This window comes from Stappia indica (assembly GCF_001696535.1).
Classification (GTDB): Bacteria; Pseudomonadota; Alphaproteobacteria; order Rhizobiales; family Stappiaceae; genus Stappia; species Stappia indica.
On sequence record NZ_MBQE01000003.1, the window covers coordinates 606,408 to 621,742 of the forward strand.

Consider the following 15,335-nt stretch of genomic DNA (forward strand, 5'->3'; position numbering starts at 1 on the left):
GGAAACGGACGGCGCGGGGCACGCGTCAGGTTGCGCAAGGCACGCGCGGAACACAAGCCTTTCCCGCCCCTCACGCTCCCTTGCGGATGAAGACCGCGTCTTCCCAGTCCGGCTGGACGCGGGGGTAGAGCGTGACGACGTCGGGGTCGTGGCCGGGCAGGATCTCGCAGCCGGCCTCGATCAGCTCATGCAGCACGCGGTAACCTTCGACCGTGCGGAAATAATCGGCGAAGACCGGAAAGATCTGGCCGTCGGTCAGGTAGCGGCGCAGGTGCAGCGCGTCCGAGGCGATGACCAGCGGCGTCTCGCCGTCGACCACCAGGATCTGCAGCCCCTGCGAGTGGCCGCCGACGAGGCGGGCGGTCAGGCCCGGCAGCAGCGTGTAATCCCCCTCGTGGAAGCGCACCCGGTCGCGATATACCATCTCCACCGCCGTCTTGACGTCCTCGACCGCGAAGGGCTTGCGCATCCGGGCGTGGCACATGCAGCGCCCGGTCGCATAGGCCATCTCCGCGTCCTGCAGGTGGATGGTCGCGTTCGGAAAGTGGCGCAGGTTTCCGGCGTGATCGTAATGCAGGTGGGTAATGAAGACGTCGGTCACGTCCTCCGGCTCCACGCCGATGCGCTTCAAGGCCTCGACCGGGTGGGTCAGCAGGATCCGCTGGCGGGCGGCGCCTTCCTCCGGCGCGAAGCCGGTGTCGACGAGCACGGTCCTGTCCCCGTTGCGGCAGAGCCAGATATAATAGTCGAGACGGGCCTCGCCCTCGTGCGGGTCCGGGTCGAGAACCGCATGGTTCCCCGGCAGGTCCTTGGTGGCATAGCGCAGCGCGATCACTTCCCATGGGTTTGCGGGCCAAGGCTTGGCCGGGCCCTTGAGGGACTGCGCGCGGCCGGGCGCGGGGAAACCGGGGATCTTGCTGGTCGTCGTCACGGGAACCTCCCTCCCTTGGCTGCCCGCATCCCGGCGCCGCAACAGGGTGCGGCAAACGGAAACGGGCAGGTTGTCTGACAATCTGTCATTTTCGGTCTATACTCGCCGACGAGCCAGATGTCTAACATCGAGCGCAGCCGCATTCGGATATGCTATGGAACGCGGAGCAACCGGTGCGCGACAGGCCGGACGGAAGAAAGTGGAATCGATGGAACAGGCGAGACTGCGAATCTCGAAACAGCGCGCGACGATTCGGCATCTGGTAGAGGAAAAGATGCGCGAGCTGATCGCCACCGGTCATTTCAAGCCGGGCGACCGTCTCATCGAACGCGAACTCTGCGAGACATTCGATGTCGGCCGCACATCGGTGCGAGAGGCACTGCGTCAGCTGGAAGCGGAAGGCCTGATCCGCACTGAGCCGCATCGCGGTCCCATCGTCACCAAGGTCTCCTTCGCGGAGGCGCAGCAGCTCTACCAGCTGCGCGCGCTGCTGGAGGGGTTCTGCGGCGCCGAATTCGCTGCCAAGGGCACCGACGAGGAGCATAAGTGGCTGTTCGCCGCCTGCGAGGCTTTCGCGGCGGCGGCTGAGGGCAAGGCGCCGACCGAGCAACTCGTCGCGCGCAAGGCGGAGTTCTATCGCTGCCTGATCGCGGGCGCGCGGAACATCTATGTCGAGGACATGCTGACCTCGCTGCACAACCGCGTCTCGATGCTGCGCGCAACGACGATGACCCAGCCGCACCGGCTGCCGAAAAGCGTCGAGGAAATCCGCGACATCACCAAGGCGATCTGCGCCCGCGATGCCGAATGGGCACGCCGCGCCAGCATCACCCACGTGGAGGAAAGCAGCAAGATCGCCCTGCAGCTGCTCAGCGACGCGGAAGTCGCCTGAGGGGGGGATACCACTTTCTCAGGCGGTCATCCCGGCCGCGCGCCAGCGCAGAGCCGGGAACCAGAGGTGCCCTAAGCGGGAGTGAGGCAGGAAGGCGCCCACCCCACCCCCGGCTGTCACGCCTGCGCAGGCAGGCGTCCAGTATCCGCTGGGGGCGATGGTGGTGCAAAGCTAGCCGCCGCCGGCGGTTCGGCGGCAGGGCTGAGGCCCGACTTCAACCGTTCGAGTGTACTGGATCCCGGTCTTCGGCTTCGCCGAAACCGGGATGACATCCTGTGGTCGGGGTTTGCGCGGGCGTGTCCCCACCACCGCTCTGGGAACGAATAGGCCCCGGGTCGCGCTTCGCTTGCCCGGGGTGACGGCCGAGGGGATGTGGGGCTGTGCCACTTTCTCGGCGTGATGGCCGAGGGGATGCGGGGCCGTGCCTCCGTCTCAGGCTGAGGTTCAAGCTTTCTCCCCCCAACCTGCGCCTCCCCAACCCGCCTCCTGACCTCCCGCCTGATGCCCTCCCAACCAACCTCCTTGCGCGGTTTCGCGCCCATGTCGCGATGGTGCCGCGGCAGGTTTGCCTGCAAGCGCAGGCACTTGCGCGACTGATTGACAGATTGTCTGATAATCTGATAATGCCGCCCTGTCAGTTATGCAGAGGCTCAAAGCCCAGGGAGTTACAAAAATGGTCGAGCAAACGGTCGCCGCTAAAATCGCCTTCATCGGCCTCGGGCGGATGGGGCTGCCGATGGCGGTCAACCTGGTCTCGGCCGGCTATCAGGTCACCGGCTACGACCGCTCGAAGGAGGCCTGCGCGGCCTTCGCCGCCAAGGGCGGCACGGCGGCGGACAGCGCCCGCGCGGCGGCAAGCGGCGCCGAGATCGTCATCACCATGCTGCCGACCTCGGCCATCGTCGCCTCCTGCCTCATTGGCGAGGAGAACGCGCTGGCGGACGTGGCGCCGGGCGCGCTGGTGATCGACATGAGCTCGTCGGTGCCCGCCGACACGCTGAAGCTCGCCGAGGAGCTGAAGGCGCGGGGCCTGTCGCTGGTCGATGCGCCGGTCTCCGGCGGCGTCGGCAAGGCCATCGACGGCACGCTGGCCATCATGGTCGGCGGCGAGGCGGGCGATGCGGCCCGCGCCGAGCCGGTGCTGAAGGCGATGGGCGACCGCATCTTCCTCGCCGGCAAGCTGGGCGCCGGCCACGTGATCAAGGTGCTGAACAACTACGTCTCGGCGGCCGGTGCGCTGGCAGCCGTGGAAGCGCTGATCGTCGGCCGCGAGTTCGGCCTCGACGAGGACGTGATCACCGACATTCTCAACGCCTCCACGGGGCGGAACAACACGACCGAGAACAAGGTCAAGAAGTTCATCCTGTCGGGCGCCTTCAACTCGGGCTTCGATCTGGCGCTGATGTCCAAGGATATCGGCATCGCGGCGGGGCTCGCCGGCGATCTCGGCCTCGACATGAAGCTGCTGGCGCGCACCTCGCAGGAGTGGAACGCGGCGACGGACGAACTGCCGGCCGGTGCCGACCACACCGAGATCTACCGCTATGTCGACGGCGGCTCGCGCCGTGGCTGACCTGCTCGCCACCCTTGTCGGCCGCCTTCAGGCCGCCTCCGGCGACCCGGAGCTGACGCGGTTGTCGCCGGGCCTCGCCGTGGCGCTGTCGATCCGTTCGGGCGGCGCGCGCGCCGTGCTGTGGGTCGAGGAGGGCAGGGTGGAGCCGGCGGGCGCGGGGATCGTCGCCGATATCGAGATGCGCCTCGGCGAGGGCGTGCTGGAGAAGATGCTCCAGGTGCCGCCGCCGCCGCGCCACCAGGGCTTTACTGCGCTGCAGATCGCCAATCCGGATGTGACGGTCGAGGGCGATGCGCTGGGACTTGCGAGGGCTCGCGCCGCGCTGGAGCGGCTGTTCGAGATGGCGCTGGCCGCGCCCGAGCGCGCAGCGCCGAAGCGCACCCGGCGCATCGAGGGCGTCACCGGGCGCAGGATCACGCTGAACTGTACCGAAGGGCCGCTGGAGATCCACACGGAGATTGCCGGCCGCAAGGGCGCGGTGCCGCTGGTCTTTTTGCATACGGCGGGGGCGGATGCGCGCCAGTTCGAGGCGCAGATGGCCGACAGCGCGCTGGGCGATGCCTATGAGCTGCACGCGCCGGACATGCCCTTCCACGGGCGCTCGATGCCGCCGCTCGGCTGGGACGGCGCGCCTTACACGCTGACGGCGGACCGCTATCTCGACTGGGTGAAGGCCTATCTGGCGCAGGTCGTCGGCCGGCCGGCGATCCTGGCCGGCTGCTCGATGGGCGCGGCGGTGACGCTGGTCTGCGCGGCCCGTGCGCCGGAGCTGCTGCGCGGCGTGCTGCCGATCGAGCCGCCCTACCGCTCCAAGGGGCGGATCAACCGAGGCCAGAACGACGTCGGCGTTCATGCCGGCCTGCACAACGGCGCCTTCGTGCGCGGGCTGATGGCGCCGACCTCGCCGGAAGGCTATCGCCGCCGCGCCGCCTGGATCTACTCGCAAGGGGCGCCGGGCGTCTACCAGGCCGATCTCGGCTTCTACTCGCTGGAATTCGACGGCGAGGAGATCGCCCCGATGGTGGATGCCGCCCGCCTGCCGGTGGTGCTGCTGTCGGGCGCCTACGACTACTCGGCAACGCCGGACGACGGTGCGCGGCTCTGTGCCCTGATGCCGGGCGCGCGCCAGATCGTCATGCCCGATCTCGGCCATTTCCCGATGACCGAACATCCCGACCTTTTCGCCGGCTACCTGGATCAGGCGCTGGCGCTTCTCGCCGCCGGACCCGGCGCCCCCTCTCACTCGTGAGCAACTGAAGGAAGCAACGATGACCACCAAGACCATGCGCCCCGATGGCACGCCGGCCGGCGAGCGCTTCGAGGCCGGCCTGAAGACCCGCCGCGAGGTGCTGGGCGATGCCTATGTCAACGCCTCGGTCAACAAGGCGACCGACTACAACTGGCCGATGCAGCAGCTCGTCACCGAGTATTGCTGGGGCGATGTGTGGAACCGCGAGGGCCTCGGCCGCCGCGAGCGCTCGATCCTCAACCTCGGCATGATCTCGGCGCTCGGCCGCAGCCACGAGCTTCGCCTGCATGTGCGCGGTGCGATCAACAACGGCCTCACCAAGGAAGAGATCCGCGAGATCATGCTGCAGGTCGCCATCTATTGCGGCGTTCCGGCAGGCATCGACAGCTTCCGCACGGCCCAGGAAGTCTTCGAAGAAATGGGCATCTGAACTGCGCAGCGCCCGGAGCGATATCCGGGCAACCACCCCTGGGAGGAAATACGATGACCAAAGACACGTCAAAGTCCCCGTTCAGCCTGTCGCGTCGCCAGGTGCTGGCGGCCGGTGCCGCAACGGCGCTGACGATGCCGTTCTACGCGCGCCGCGGCTTTGCCGCCGACACGATCAATGTCGGCGTGATCCAGCCGCTGTCGGGCGCCAACGCCCAGTTCGGCATCAACTCGCGCAACGGCATCCAGCTGGTCGCCGACGAGATCAACGCCGCCGGCGGCATCAAGTCGATGGGCGGGGCCAAGATCAACCTGATCATCTCCGACGCGACGTCCAACCCGACGCAGGCCGCCACCGTGGCGCAGCGCATGATGTCGCAGGACGGCGTGTGCGCGGTGCTGGGCGCCTTCGCCTCGTCGCTGACGCTGGCGATCTCCGAAGTGACCGAGCGCCGCGGCGTGCCGCTGCTCACCATGTCCTTCTCGGACCAGGTGACCGGCCGCGGCTTCCGCAACATCTTCCAGGTGGTCTCCAAGGCCTCGCAGCTGGGCTCGGCGACGATCACCCACACGCTGGATCTGGCCCGCAAGGCCGGCGACGAGATCACCAAGATCGCCATCATGTACGAGGACACCGCCTACGGCACCTCGCAGGCCGGCGGCCTGCGCGCTGCAGCGGAAGCCAACGGCATCGAGGTGGTGATGGACGAGGCCTATCCGCTCGGCATCACCGACGTGTCGCCGCTGATCAACCAGCTGCGCCGCACCGAGGCCCAGGCCGTGTTCCCGGTCTCGTACCTCAACGACAGCCTGCTGATCATCCGCAACATGCGCCAGCAGGGCATCAACCTGCCGACCATCGGCGGCGCGGCCGGCTACATCATCCCGGACTTCCGCAACGGCCTCGGCGATCTCGCCGACGACGTGCTGTCGATCTCGCCGGCCGCCTACGACCAGGCGCCGGAGTTCACCGAGCGGTTTCGCGAGCGTTTCGGCTACTTCATGGTGCACGAGGCGCAGGAGCATGCGGCCTGCATGGGCGTCCTCGCCTCGGCTCTGGAGAAGGCCGGCAACGCCGACCCGCGCCAGCTGCGCGACGTCATCGCCTCGGAGACCTTCGACGAGGGTTGGGCCACCGTCATGTCGGGCGGCAAGATCAAGTTCGACGAGACCGGCCTCAACGTCCACGCGGTGCCGATGATGGTGCAGTGGCGCGGCGACGAGCTGGTGACCGTCGCTCCGGCCGAATACGCCAAGGCCGAGGCCGTCTGGCACAGCCTCTGATCCCGACCTCAAGCCCCCGCTGAGGGGCTGCCAGGCTGCCGGGAGGGCCCCTTCGCCCTCCCGGCGAACCTTGTGAGGGGACAATGGAATACCTCATCATCCTGCTACAGACCCTGCTTGACGGGATCATGATCGGCGGCGTCTACGCGGTGCTGGCGATCGGTCTCAGCCTCGTCTTCGGCGTCATGCACATCGTCAACTTCGCCCATGCGGAGTTCATGATGATCGGCATGTTCATCGGCTGGGCGTGCTGGCACTTCTTCGGCCTCGACCCGATGCTCGGCGCCTTCATCGCGCTGGCGGTGACCTTCGGCTTCGGCATGGTGCTGCAGCGCGTGCTGATCCGCCCGGTGCTCGGCGCGCCGCAGGTCGCCCAGATCTTCCTGACCGTCGGCATGCTCTTCGCGCTGGAAAACGCCGCGCTGATGATCATGGGCGCGGAATACCGCTCGGTCACGACCCCCTACCAGACCCAGTCGCTGACGCTGTTCTCCTATGGCAGCGAACGCGTGCTGGTGGGCATGGACAAGCTCTACGCCTTCCTGATGGCCCTGCTGTCGGGCAGCGCGGTGTGGCTGTTCCTCAACAAGACCCGCTTCGGCGCGGCCGTGCGCGCGACCTCGCAGGACCCGATGGCGGCCAAGCTGATGGGCGTCAACACGGACCTGATGTACGCGGTCGCCTTCGGCCTCGGCGTCGGCACCACCGCCTTCGGCGGCTCGGTCGTGCTGCCCTACATCACCGCCTCGCCGGCGGTCGGCTCGGGCTACGCGGTGCTGATGTTCACGGTCGTCGTGCTCGGCGGTCTCGGCTCGGTGACCGGTGCGATCATCGGCGGCATCGCCGTCGGCATCATCCAGTCCTTCTCCGCCCTGTTCATGCCGATCCAGCTGCAGAACCTCGCGCTGTTCGTGGTGTTCATCCTCGTGCTGGCGCTGCGGCCGGAAGGCATCGTCGCCCGGAGGCGTTCATGACCCGCTCCAACACGCTCTCCATCGCGCTCCCGGCGCTGGTGGTCCTGGCGCTGATCGTTGCGCCGCTCGGGCTCGATCCCTTTGGCTACACGCTGCGCATCCTGTGCCTGATGCTGCTGTTCTGCGCGATGGGCCAGGCCTGGAACATCGTCGGCGGTCTCGCCAACCAGATCTCGCTCGGCCACGCCGCCTATTTCGGCATCGGCGCCTACAGCTCGACGATCCTGTTCGGCTCGTTCGGCCTGTCGCCGCTGCTCGGCGTGTTCGTCGGCATGTTCCTGGCGGCGATCTTTGCCCTGGTGCTGTCGCTGCCGACGCTGAGGCTGAAGGGCCACTACTTCGCGCTGGCGACCCTTGCCGCCGGCGAGGTCGCCCGCGTCGTCGCCAACTCCTGGACCAGCGTCACCGGCGGGCCGGTCGGCATTTCGGTGCCCTACCGTCCCGATGCCGGCTTCTGGGCGCTGCAGTTCCAGACCGTGCTGCCGAACTACTATCTCTTCCTCGGCGCAATGATCCTGGTGTCGCTGGTGTTCTGGCTGGTCCAGACCTCGGCCTTCGGCTACCGGCTGCGCGCGATCAAGGAGAACGAGACGGCGGCCGAGGTGATCGGCGTCAACACCTACCGGGTGAAGCTGCATGCCTCGATCCTGTCGGCGGTGCTGACGGCGATGCTCGGCACGCTCTACGCCCAGTTCCAGTTCTTCTTCGATCCCGACACGATCTTCGGCGTGGCGACGATCTCGGTGAAGATGGCGCTGATCGTGATCCTGGGCGGAGCCGGCCGGCTGTACGGTCCCTGGGTCGGGGCGGCGGTGATCATCCCGCTGGAAGAGATGGCCAACTCCTATCTCGGCAACTCCATCGCCGGTCTGTCGCAGTTCGCCTACGGCATGCTGCTGATCGTGGTGATCCTGCTCAACCCGCGCGGCCTGATCTCGCTGTTCGAGTCCGTGCGCGACCGGCTCAAGGGGAGGCAGCGCGCATGAGCGGCCATCTTCTGGAAGTGCGGAACGTCACCCGATGCTTCGGCGGCCTGGTGGCCAATTCCGACGTCACCTTCACCGTCTCGCCCGGCGAGATCATCGGCCTGATCGGCCCCAACGGCGCGGGCAAGACGACGCTCTTCAACGTGCTGGTGGGCATCTATCCGCCGAGTTCGGGCGAGGTGATCTTCGACGGCAAGAGCATCGGCGGCCTGAAGCCGCACCAGATCGCCAAGTCGGGCCTGACCAAGACGTTCCAGAACGTCGCGCTGTTCGCCGAGTCCTCCGTGCTCGACAACGTCGTGACCGGCGGGCTGGTCAACCGCAGCCTCGCGGACGCGCGCCGCTTTGCGGCCGAGTGCCTGGAGCGGGTCGGTATCGGCGCGATCGCGCAGAAGAAGGCGGGCGATCTGTCCTTCCCCGAGCGCGCCCGCGTCGAGGTGGCCCGTGCCCTGTGCACCTCGCCCAAGCTCCTGCTGCTGGACGAGGTGATGGCGGCGCTGACGCCGGCGGAGATGGAGGAGATCATCGAGCTCGTCCGCTCGCTGCGCGACGAGGGCATGACCTTCATCGTCGTCGAGCACCACATGAAGGCGGTGATGAAGCTGTGCGAACGGCTGATCGTGCTGAACTTCGGCGAGATGATCGCCGACGGCACGCCCGAGGAAATCGCCAGCAACCGCAAGGTGCTGGACGCCTATCTCGGCGCCAATTTCTCGACCGAAGGGGAGGGCCACTGATGCAGGCCTCGGCCAACGACAAGGACGTCCTGCTGGAGATCGGCGAGCTGACCGCCGGCTACGGCGCCCAGCCGGTCCTGCACGGCATCTCGCTGCATGTGGCGCGCAACGAGTTCGTTGCCGTCATCGGCGCCAACACCGCCGGCAAGAGCACGCTTTTGCGCGCGATCTCGGGCCTGCTGCCCCAGTGCAAGGGCCGCATCGTCTTCGACGGCAAGGACCTGACGAAGCTGAAGGCGCACGAGATCGCCGGGCTGGGTATTGCCCATGTCCCGGAAGGGCGCCATGTGTTCCCGGAGATGACGGTCGAGGACAATCTGCGCATGGGGGCCTACGCGCATGCCAATCAGGCAGCGACGCAGCAGTCCCTGGAGCGGGTGTTCGAGCTGTTCCCGCGGCTGAAGGAGCGGCGCATGCAGTATGCCGGCTCCATGTCCGGCGGCGAGCAGCAGATGGTGGCGGTCGGCCGCGGCATGATGCTGGAGCCCAAGCTGCTGATCCTCGACGAACCGAGCCTCGGCCTTGCGCCGCTGGTCGTGGAGGAAATGCACCAGCGCTTCCTCGACATTCACCGCTCCGGCGTTACGGTGCTGCTCGTCGAGCAGAACGTCTCGCTGGCCCTGCACAGCGCGGAACGCGCCTATGTGATGTCCTCGGGCTCCATCGAGATCGAGGGCTCGGCGCGCGAGCTGCTGCACGACGACCGCATCCGCAAGGCCTATCTGGGCATCTGACGGCGCAAGGCCCGATGCCCCCCCGCTCGGGCCTTGCCCCCGCACGGATACGAAGAAAGGACGACCCCGCATGGCTGAGAACGCCCTCGCCCTGAAAGACCCCAGCCTGCTGAAGACGCAGGCCTATGTGAACGGACGCTGGATCGACGGCGAAAAGACCTTCCCGGTCTACAACCCGGCGACCGGCGAGCTGGTGGCGAACGTGACGGATCTCGGTCCGTCCGACGTCGCCGGCGCGGTGGATGCGGCCCATGCGGCCCAGCCCGCCTGGGCGGCAAAGACCGGCAAGGAGCGCGCGGCGGTGCTGCGCCGCTGGTTCGACCTGATGGTCGAGAATGCCGACGACCTCGCCACCATCCTCACCGCCGAGATGGGCAAGCCGCTTGCCGAAGCGCGCGGCGAGATCCTCTACGGCGCCTCGTTCATCGAGTGGTTCGCCGAAGAGGCCAAGCGCATCTACGGCGAGACGATCCCCGGCCACCAGGCCGACAAGCGCATCGTCGTCATCCGCCAGCCGGTCGGCGTCGTCGGCTCGATCACGCCGTGGAACTTCCCCAATGCGATGATCGCCCGCAAGGTGGCGCCGGCTCTGGCCGTCGGCTGCTCCTTCGTCGCCCGTCCGGCCGAGCTGACGCCGCTCTCCGCCATCGCCATGGCGGTGCTGGCAGAGCGCGCCGGGGTGCCGGCCGGCATCTTCAACGTGCTGCCCTCGTCGGATTCGGCCGGTGTCGGCCAGGAGCTCTGCGCCAACCCGAAGGTCGCCAAGATCACCTTCACCGGCTCCACCCGCGTCGGGCGGATCCTGATGAAGCAGTGCGCCGACACGATCAAGAAGATGTCGCTGGAGCTCGGTGGCAACGCGCCCTTCATCGTCTTCGACGACGCCGATCTGGATGCGGCGGTCGAGGGCGCGCTGATCGCCAAGTACCGCAATGGCGGGCAGACCTGCGTCTGTGCCAACCGCATCTACGTCCAGTCCGGCATCTACGACGCCTTCGCCGCGAAGCTGGCGGAAAAGGTGCGCGGCATGAAGATCGGCAACGGCTTCGAGGAGGGGGTGACCGTCGGTCCCCTGATCAGCGAGGCGGCGCTGAAGAAGGTCGAGGAGCACGTCTCCGACGCGCTGGCCAAGGGCGCGCGGGTGCTGGAGGGCGGCGAGCGCGCCGAACTCGGCGGCACGTTCTATCGCCCGACGGTGCTCGCCGACGTGACCACCGAGATGAAGGTGGCGCGCGAGGAGACCTTCGGTCCCGTTGCCCCGCTGTTCCGCTTCGAGGACGAGACGGAAGCCGTGGCCATGGCCAACGACACCGAGTTCGGCCTTGCCTCCTACTTCTACAGCAAGGATCTCGCCCGGGTCTGGCGGGTGGCCGAGGCGCTGGAAAGCGGCATGGTCGGCATCAACACCGGCCTGATCTCCACCGAGGTCGCGCCCTTCGGCGGCATCAAGCAGTCGGGCCTCGGCCGCGAGGGCTCGCGCCACGGCGTCGAGGACTATCTGGAGCTGAAGTATCTGTGCATGGGCGGCATCGGCTGAGGCCGAAACGCGCAGGCAAGCAACAAGAAGGGCGGCCCGGCAGATGTCGGGCCGCCCTTTTTCGTGTCGGCGTCCTTGTCCGCTCAGCGCGAGAGCGACAGGGCGGCGATGTCGATCTCCGGCGCGCGGCCGTCGACGAGATCGGCGATCACCCGGCCCGAGCCGCAGGCCATGGTCCAGCCGAGCGTGCCGTGGCCGGTGTTGAGGAACAGCCGGCCGATACCGCTCGGGCCGACATAGGGCGGGCCGTCCGGCGTCATCGGCCGGTGGCCGCACCAGAAGCTCGCCTCCGCCGGATCGGCGCTGCCGCCGAACAGATCGCCGAAGGAATGTTCCAGCGCGGCCCGCCGCGCCGGGCGCAGCGCCGTGTCGAAGCCGCCGAGCTCCGCCGTGCCGCCGACGCGGATGCGCGACCCGAGCCGGGTGATCGCGGTCTTGTAGGTCTCGTCCATGACGGTGGAGACCGGGGCCAGTGCCTCGTCGCGGATCGGGATGGTGAGGGAATAGCCCTTCACCGGATAGATCGGTAGCTTGATCCCGAGCGGGTGCAGGGCGGCCGGCGAATGGGCGGCAAGCGCCAGCACATAGGCGTCGGCCTTGCGGGTGCCCTTCGAGGTCAGGACCTCGGTGATCTCGTTGCCCTCGCGCGTGAAGCCGATGAACTCCGTGCCGAAGGAAAAGCGCACGCCGAGCTCCGCCGCCATTTCGGCCAGGCGGGTGGTGAACATCTGGCAGTCGCCGGTCTCGTCGTCCGGCAGGCGCAGGCCTCCGGCGAAATCGGCCTTGGCGTGGGCGAGCGCGGGTTCTGCGGCGATGCAGCCGTCGCGGTCGAGCACCTCGCAGGGCACGTCGAACTGGCGCAGCACGTCGACATCCTTGGCGACGCCGTCGAGCTGCTTCACCGAGCGGAACAGCTGCAGCGTGCCGAGGCTGCGCCCGTCATAGGCGATGCCGGTTTCCGCGCGCAGGGCGCGCAAAAGGTCGCGGCTGTATTCGGCGATCGGCACCATGCGCGCCTTGTTCACCGCGTAGCGCGCCGAGGTGCAGTTGCGCAGCATCTTCAGCATCCAGCCCCACATGGCGGGATCTGCCTTGGGCCGCACCACCAGCGGGCCGTGCCGCATGGTCAGCCAGCCGAGCGCCTTGAGCGGCACGCCGGGCCCCGCCCAGGGGGCGGAATAGCCGGGCGAGACCTGGCCGGCATTGGCGAAGCTCGTTTCCATGCCCGCTGCCTCGCGCCGGTCGATCACCTCGACCTCGTGACCGGCGCGGGCGAGATACCAGGCGGTCGTCACGCCGATGACGCCGCCGCCGAGAACCAGAACCTTCATGAATTGACTGCCCGATGTTGCGGCACCCTCAGGAGAAGAGGCGCCAGAAGAAGACGATACTCATCACCGTGCCGACGGCGATGACGATGGCCCGCACCGCCTGTCGCGGCAGGGCCTTGGCCACCGGCGCGCCGGCATAGCCGCCGATGGTGGCGGCGACCATCATCAGGATGGCCTGCGGCCAGCTGACGAGACCGGCCGCGGCGAAGGTCGCGACCGAAATGGCGGAAAGGACGAAGGAGAGGGCGTTCTTGAGCCCGTTCATGGCGTTGAGGTCGCGCATGCCCCACAGCGAGAACAGCGCCAGCAGCACGATGCCGAGGCCGCCGTTGAAATAGCCGCCATAGATCGAGACCAGCACGGTGGCGACCGGCCCGCCGGGCGCGAGCTGCCGGCGGCGCGCCCAGCCCTGCAGCCGCTCGCCGAAGGCGAAGGCGAGGGTGGCGGCAAGCAGCAGGAAGGGAACGACGGCCGAGAAGGCCTCGTTGGTGGAGACGAGCAACAGCAGCGAGCCGATGAAGCCGCCGAACGCGGTGGCGAGGACGACCTTGACGAGGAGCGCGCGGTCGAGGGCCGCGATCTCCTTGCGAAAGCCGGCGACGCCGCCGAGATAGCCCGGCAGCACGGCGACCGCGCTCGTCGCGTTGGCCGCGACCACCGGCACGCCGGTGTAGACGAGCGCGGGGAAGGTCAGGAAGGTGCCGCCCCCCGCGATCGTGTTGAGCAGGCCGGCGGCGAACGCGGCCGCCGCCAGCACCAGATAGTCGAGCATGGGTGGGTGTCCTCTCTCTTGTCCCTTGCGTGGATTTCCCTCAGGCAGCCGAGGGGCCGGGCTCTTCCGGCCCGTTATATCCGCCGGCGCGAGGCCGGTCTGCGCCCGCCAGGGCGCCATGCACCAGTTTCAGCAGGGGCCGCCGGCGCGCCGGCTCGGGCATCGCCTGTGCCGCCGTCTCGCCGGTCTCTCCGGTGCTGCCGCCGCTGCGCCGGGCGGCTTCCGGCTGGAAATGCACCTTCTGCAGCAGGATGCGTTCCTGCCGGCCGCTGGCGTCCTGAAGCAGGAACTCCTCGCCCTCCGACAGGCCGAGCAGGGCCAGCCCGCGCCGGGTGGTGATCGGCAGGAACATGCCCATCGGCATGGACAGGTGGTCGTGCGAGATCACCCGCGTGTCGGGGGTGCGCCCGTCGACGCTGTAGGTGACGCGGCTGCTCAGGGTCGCGACCGTTTCCGGCACGTCCTCGCGGAAGACGACGGTCGCCGTCTCGAGCTTGCGCTTGAGGATCGGCACGAGAGGGTCCTCGTGACCGCGGCGGCGGTCGCGCATCACCTCGAGAAGGGTGAAATCCTTGGTGGTCAGGATGCAGGTGTCGATGGACATCGCAGGTCTCCAGCGCTCCGTCCGCGGAGCGGCAAAGGTGAAACGGATCGGAGTCCCCCTGGCCGCTAGGGTAGCGGCACAGGGGTCAGGATCCTGCGATGAGACACCCTCCGAAAATCGCCAGCCGGTCGCGCGGCTTCGGCTCGCTGCTGGTCATGCGGGGCGCGCCTCCGCCTCGGCCGGGGCGGGAAGCTCGACGCTTTCCACGGTCAGCCGGTGGGTGCGCCCGTCCAGCGCGGTCCAGTCGATGGACTGGCCGGCGGACAGGCCGATCAGGGCGGCGCCGATCGGTGTGAGGACGGAGATCTTGCCCTCGGCAATGTTGGCATCGCCCGGGAAGACCAGCGTCACGGTGCGGTCTTCGCCGGCGTCGGTGGTGAAACGCAGCCGCGATCCCATGCGCACGACATCGGCGGAAATGCGCCGGTCGTCGACGACGCGGGCGCGGTCGAGCTCGCTCGCCAGCTGATCCGCGACGGCGGGATTGCGGGAGGAAATGGAGTCGGCAAGCCCGGACAGCCGCTCGTGGTCCGAGCGGGTCAAGGTGATGGCGGGCTTGCGCTTTTTCTGAGTGGCTGGAGCCATTTTCGGCATCCTTGCAATGTTGTAAGGCCGCCGACGCACGCGAGCGCGTCGGGCGGTCTGGATCTCGTGAGTTTTGGAAGTGTTCGCCGCCGTTATGGCCTGCTGTGTGCCCGCGAGGGGACGAGCCGGCCTATGCCCCGCGGCCGGGGCGCGACGCGACCGAGCCGGGGGTCAGTGTCCCGCGATGGGGCACACCCTGAAAATGGAAAGCAGGCGCGGAGCGGTCGTGTACATTCCCCGAAGGTCGGTGCTTGCGGGGCGAAAGTCAAGTCGTGGCTTTTGCGGCCCGCGTCGGAGGCACGGATTCGCGCAGCCGGAGGCGGGCGCCCTGTGCCCCGGCGCCGGCGGCACGACATCTGACGCAGCGTCCGGTTGTGCCTGCATTCAGGAGATCGACAGGAGATTGACTCCGGCGCGCGAAACCGCTCTCTTTTATGCCGACAGAGGTTCCGGACATGTCCGGATGAAAAGGGAACACGGTGAGGCGTACCCAACAGGGACCGAAACCGTGGCTGCCCCCGCAACTGTGAACGGAGAGTGGACGTTCGAAGGCCACTGACCCCGCCGCCAAAGGCAGGGTTGGGAAGGTGAATGTCCGCGATGACCCGTGAGCCAGGAGACCTGCCCCTGTCGGTCACCCGACCTTCGATACGGGGTGTGTCGAGGCGCGGCTTTCCGTTGAGGTGACACCCGAAAACCGCCTGCGCCCGCAGGCCG

At 68.0% G+C, this 15,335-nt stretch carries 15 protein-coding genes and 1 riboswitch; of the genes, 10 read left to right on the plus strand and 5 right to left on the minus strand.

Annotation, left to right across the window (positions count from 1 at the left end; genetic code table 11):
- Positions 1–70: 70 nt before the first annotated feature.
- Complete coding sequence (locus tag BBX35_RS14055; protein WP_244271627.1) at positions 71–931, minus strand: N-acyl homoserine lactonase family protein; 861 nt, start codon at positions 929–931, stop codon at positions 71–73.
- Positions 932–1,205: 274 nt separating this feature from the next.
- Between BBX35_RS14055 and BBX35_RS14060 the strand changes: the two genes are divergently transcribed.
- From BBX35_RS14060 to BBX35_RS14105, 10 genes are all read left to right on the plus strand, one after another.
- Positions 1,206–1,823 carry a GntR family transcriptional regulator gene (locus BBX35_RS14060; protein WP_244271628.1) on the plus strand — a complete coding sequence of 206 codons (618 nt, stop codon included), beginning with the start codon at positions 1,206–1,208 and terminating at the stop codon, positions 1,821–1,823.
- 673 nt (positions 1,824–2,496) lie between these two features.
- Positions 2,497–3,396, plus strand: coding sequence for an NAD(P)-dependent oxidoreductase (locus BBX35_RS14065; protein ID WP_067221204.1), 900 nt, complete (start codon positions 2,497–2,499; stop codon positions 3,394–3,396).
- A complete protein-coding gene (locus tag BBX35_RS14070; RefSeq protein WP_244271629.1) occupies positions 3,389–4,645 on the plus strand; it encodes an alpha/beta fold hydrolase in 1,257 nt (418 codons plus the stop codon). The genes BBX35_RS14065 and BBX35_RS14070 overlap by 8 nt, the downstream gene beginning before the upstream one ends.
- A gap of 19 nt (positions 4,646–4,664) precedes the next feature.
- Complete coding sequence (locus tag BBX35_RS14075) at positions 4,665–5,075, plus strand: carboxymuconolactone decarboxylase family protein (RefSeq protein WP_067221210.1); 411 nt, start codon at positions 4,665–4,667, stop codon at positions 5,073–5,075.
- A 53-nt stretch (positions 5,076–5,128) separates the two neighbouring features.
- Positions 5,129–6,358 (plus strand): ABC transporter substrate-binding protein, encoded by a 1,230-nt coding sequence (locus tag BBX35_RS14080; protein WP_067221212.1) that lies wholly within the window; start codon positions 5,129–5,131, stop codon positions 6,356–6,358.
- A gap of 83 nt (positions 6,359–6,441) precedes the next feature.
- Entirely contained in the window at positions 6,442–7,332 is an 891-nt protein-coding gene (locus BBX35_RS14085; RefSeq protein ID WP_067221214.1) for a branched-chain amino acid ABC transporter permease, read from the plus strand.
- The gene (locus BBX35_RS14090) at positions 7,329–8,318 is read left to right on the plus strand and encodes a branched-chain amino acid ABC transporter permease (RefSeq protein WP_067221216.1); all 990 of its coding nucleotides are present in this window, start codon (positions 7,329–7,331) and stop codon (positions 8,316–8,318) included. Before BBX35_RS14085 ends, BBX35_RS14090 begins: the two co-directional genes overlap by 4 nt.
- Positions 8,315–9,055 carry an ABC transporter ATP-binding protein gene (locus BBX35_RS14095; RefSeq protein WP_067221219.1) on the plus strand — a complete coding sequence of 247 codons (741 nt, stop codon included), beginning with the start codon at positions 8,315–8,317 and terminating at the stop codon, positions 9,053–9,055. The genes BBX35_RS14090 and BBX35_RS14095 overlap by 4 nt, the downstream gene beginning before the upstream one ends.
- Positions 9,055–9,789, plus strand: coding sequence for an ABC transporter ATP-binding protein (locus BBX35_RS14100; protein ID WP_067221221.1), 735 nt, complete (start codon positions 9,055–9,057; stop codon positions 9,787–9,789). The genes BBX35_RS14095 and BBX35_RS14100 overlap by 1 nt, the downstream gene beginning before the upstream one ends.
- A gap of 70 nt (positions 9,790–9,859) precedes the next feature.
- Positions 9,860–11,326: an NAD-dependent succinate-semialdehyde dehydrogenase gene (locus tag BBX35_RS14105; protein ID WP_067221223.1), complete on the plus strand. Its 1,467-nt coding sequence runs from the start codon at positions 9,860–9,862 to the stop codon at positions 11,324–11,326.
- A gap of 83 nt (positions 11,327–11,409) precedes the next feature.
- Here BBX35_RS14105 and BBX35_RS14110 read toward each other — a convergent pair whose 3' ends face one another.
- The 4 genes from BBX35_RS14110 to rnk all read right to left on the minus strand — a co-directional run bounded on the left by BBX35_RS14110 (position 11,410) and on the right by rnk (position 14,618).
- Complete coding sequence (locus tag BBX35_RS14110; protein WP_067221226.1) at positions 11,410–12,657, minus strand: D-amino acid dehydrogenase; 1,248 nt, start codon at positions 12,655–12,657, stop codon at positions 11,410–11,412.
- A gap of 28 nt (positions 12,658–12,685) precedes the next feature.
- The gene (locus BBX35_RS14115) at positions 12,686–13,429 is read right to left on the minus strand and encodes a sulfite exporter TauE/SafE family protein (RefSeq protein ID WP_067221229.1); all 744 of its coding nucleotides are present in this window, start codon (positions 13,427–13,429) and stop codon (positions 12,686–12,688) included.
- A gap of 40 nt (positions 13,430–13,469) precedes the next feature.
- Positions 13,470–14,033, minus strand: a complete 564-nt coding sequence (locus BBX35_RS14120; protein WP_067221232.1) for a GreA/GreB family elongation factor — start codon at positions 14,031–14,033, stop codon at positions 13,470–13,472.
- A 153-nt stretch (positions 14,034–14,186) separates the two neighbouring features.
- The gene (gene rnk / locus BBX35_RS14125; RefSeq protein WP_067221233.1) at positions 14,187–14,618 is read right to left on the minus strand and encodes a nucleoside diphosphate kinase regulator; all 432 of its coding nucleotides are present in this window, start codon (positions 14,616–14,618) and stop codon (positions 14,187–14,189) included.
- Between the two features lie 427 nt (positions 14,619–15,045).
- Positions 15,046–15,261, plus strand: a riboswitch (cobalamin riboswitch).
- Positions 15,262–15,335: the final 74 nt, after the last annotated feature.

Bases quoted from the DNA above. Each gene is read 5' to 3' on its own strand.
- BBX35_RS14060 (WP_244271628.1), top strand. From the start codon at position 1,206: ATGCGCGAGCTGATCGCCACCGGTCATTTCAAGCCGGGCGACCGTCTC.
- BBX35_RS14065 (WP_067221204.1), top strand. From the start codon at position 2,497: ATGGTCGAGCAAACGGTCGCCGCTAAAATCGCCTTCATCGGCCTCGGG.
- BBX35_RS14075 (WP_067221210.1), top strand. From the start codon at position 4,665: ATGACCACCAAGACCATGCGCCCCGATGGCACGCCGGCCGGCGAGCGC.
- BBX35_RS14080 (WP_067221212.1), top strand. From the start codon at position 5,129: ATGACCAAAGACACGTCAAAGTCCCCGTTCAGCCTGTCGCGTCGCCAG.
- BBX35_RS14085 (WP_067221214.1), top strand. From the start codon at position 6,442: ATGGAATACCTCATCATCCTGCTACAGACCCTGCTTGACGGGATCATG.
- BBX35_RS14090 (WP_067221216.1), top strand. From the start codon at position 7,329: ATGACCCGCTCCAACACGCTCTCCATCGCGCTCCCGGCGCTGGTGGTC.
- BBX35_RS14095 (WP_067221219.1), top strand. From the start codon at position 8,315: ATGAGCGGCCATCTTCTGGAAGTGCGGAACGTCACCCGATGCTTCGGC.
- BBX35_RS14100 (WP_067221221.1), top strand. From the start codon at position 9,055: ATGCAGGCCTCGGCCAACGACAAGGACGTCCTGCTGGAGATCGGCGAG.
- BBX35_RS14105 (WP_067221223.1), top strand. From the start codon at position 9,860: ATGGCTGAGAACGCCCTCGCCCTGAAAGACCCCAGCCTGCTGAAGACG.
- BBX35_RS14110 (WP_067221226.1), bottom strand. From the start codon at position 12,657: ATGAAGGTTCTGGTTCTCGGCGGCGGCGTCATCGGCGTGACGACCGCC.
- BBX35_RS14115 (WP_067221229.1), bottom strand. From the start codon at position 13,429: ATGCTCGACTATCTGGTGCTGGCGGCGGCCGCGTTCGCCGCCGGCCTG.
- BBX35_RS14120 (WP_067221232.1), bottom strand. From the start codon at position 14,033: ATGTCCATCGACACCTGCATCCTGACCACCAAGGATTTCACCCTTCTC.
- rnk (WP_067221233.1), bottom strand. From the start codon at position 14,618: ATGGCTCCAGCCACTCAGAAAAAGCGCAAGCCCGCCATCACCTTGACC.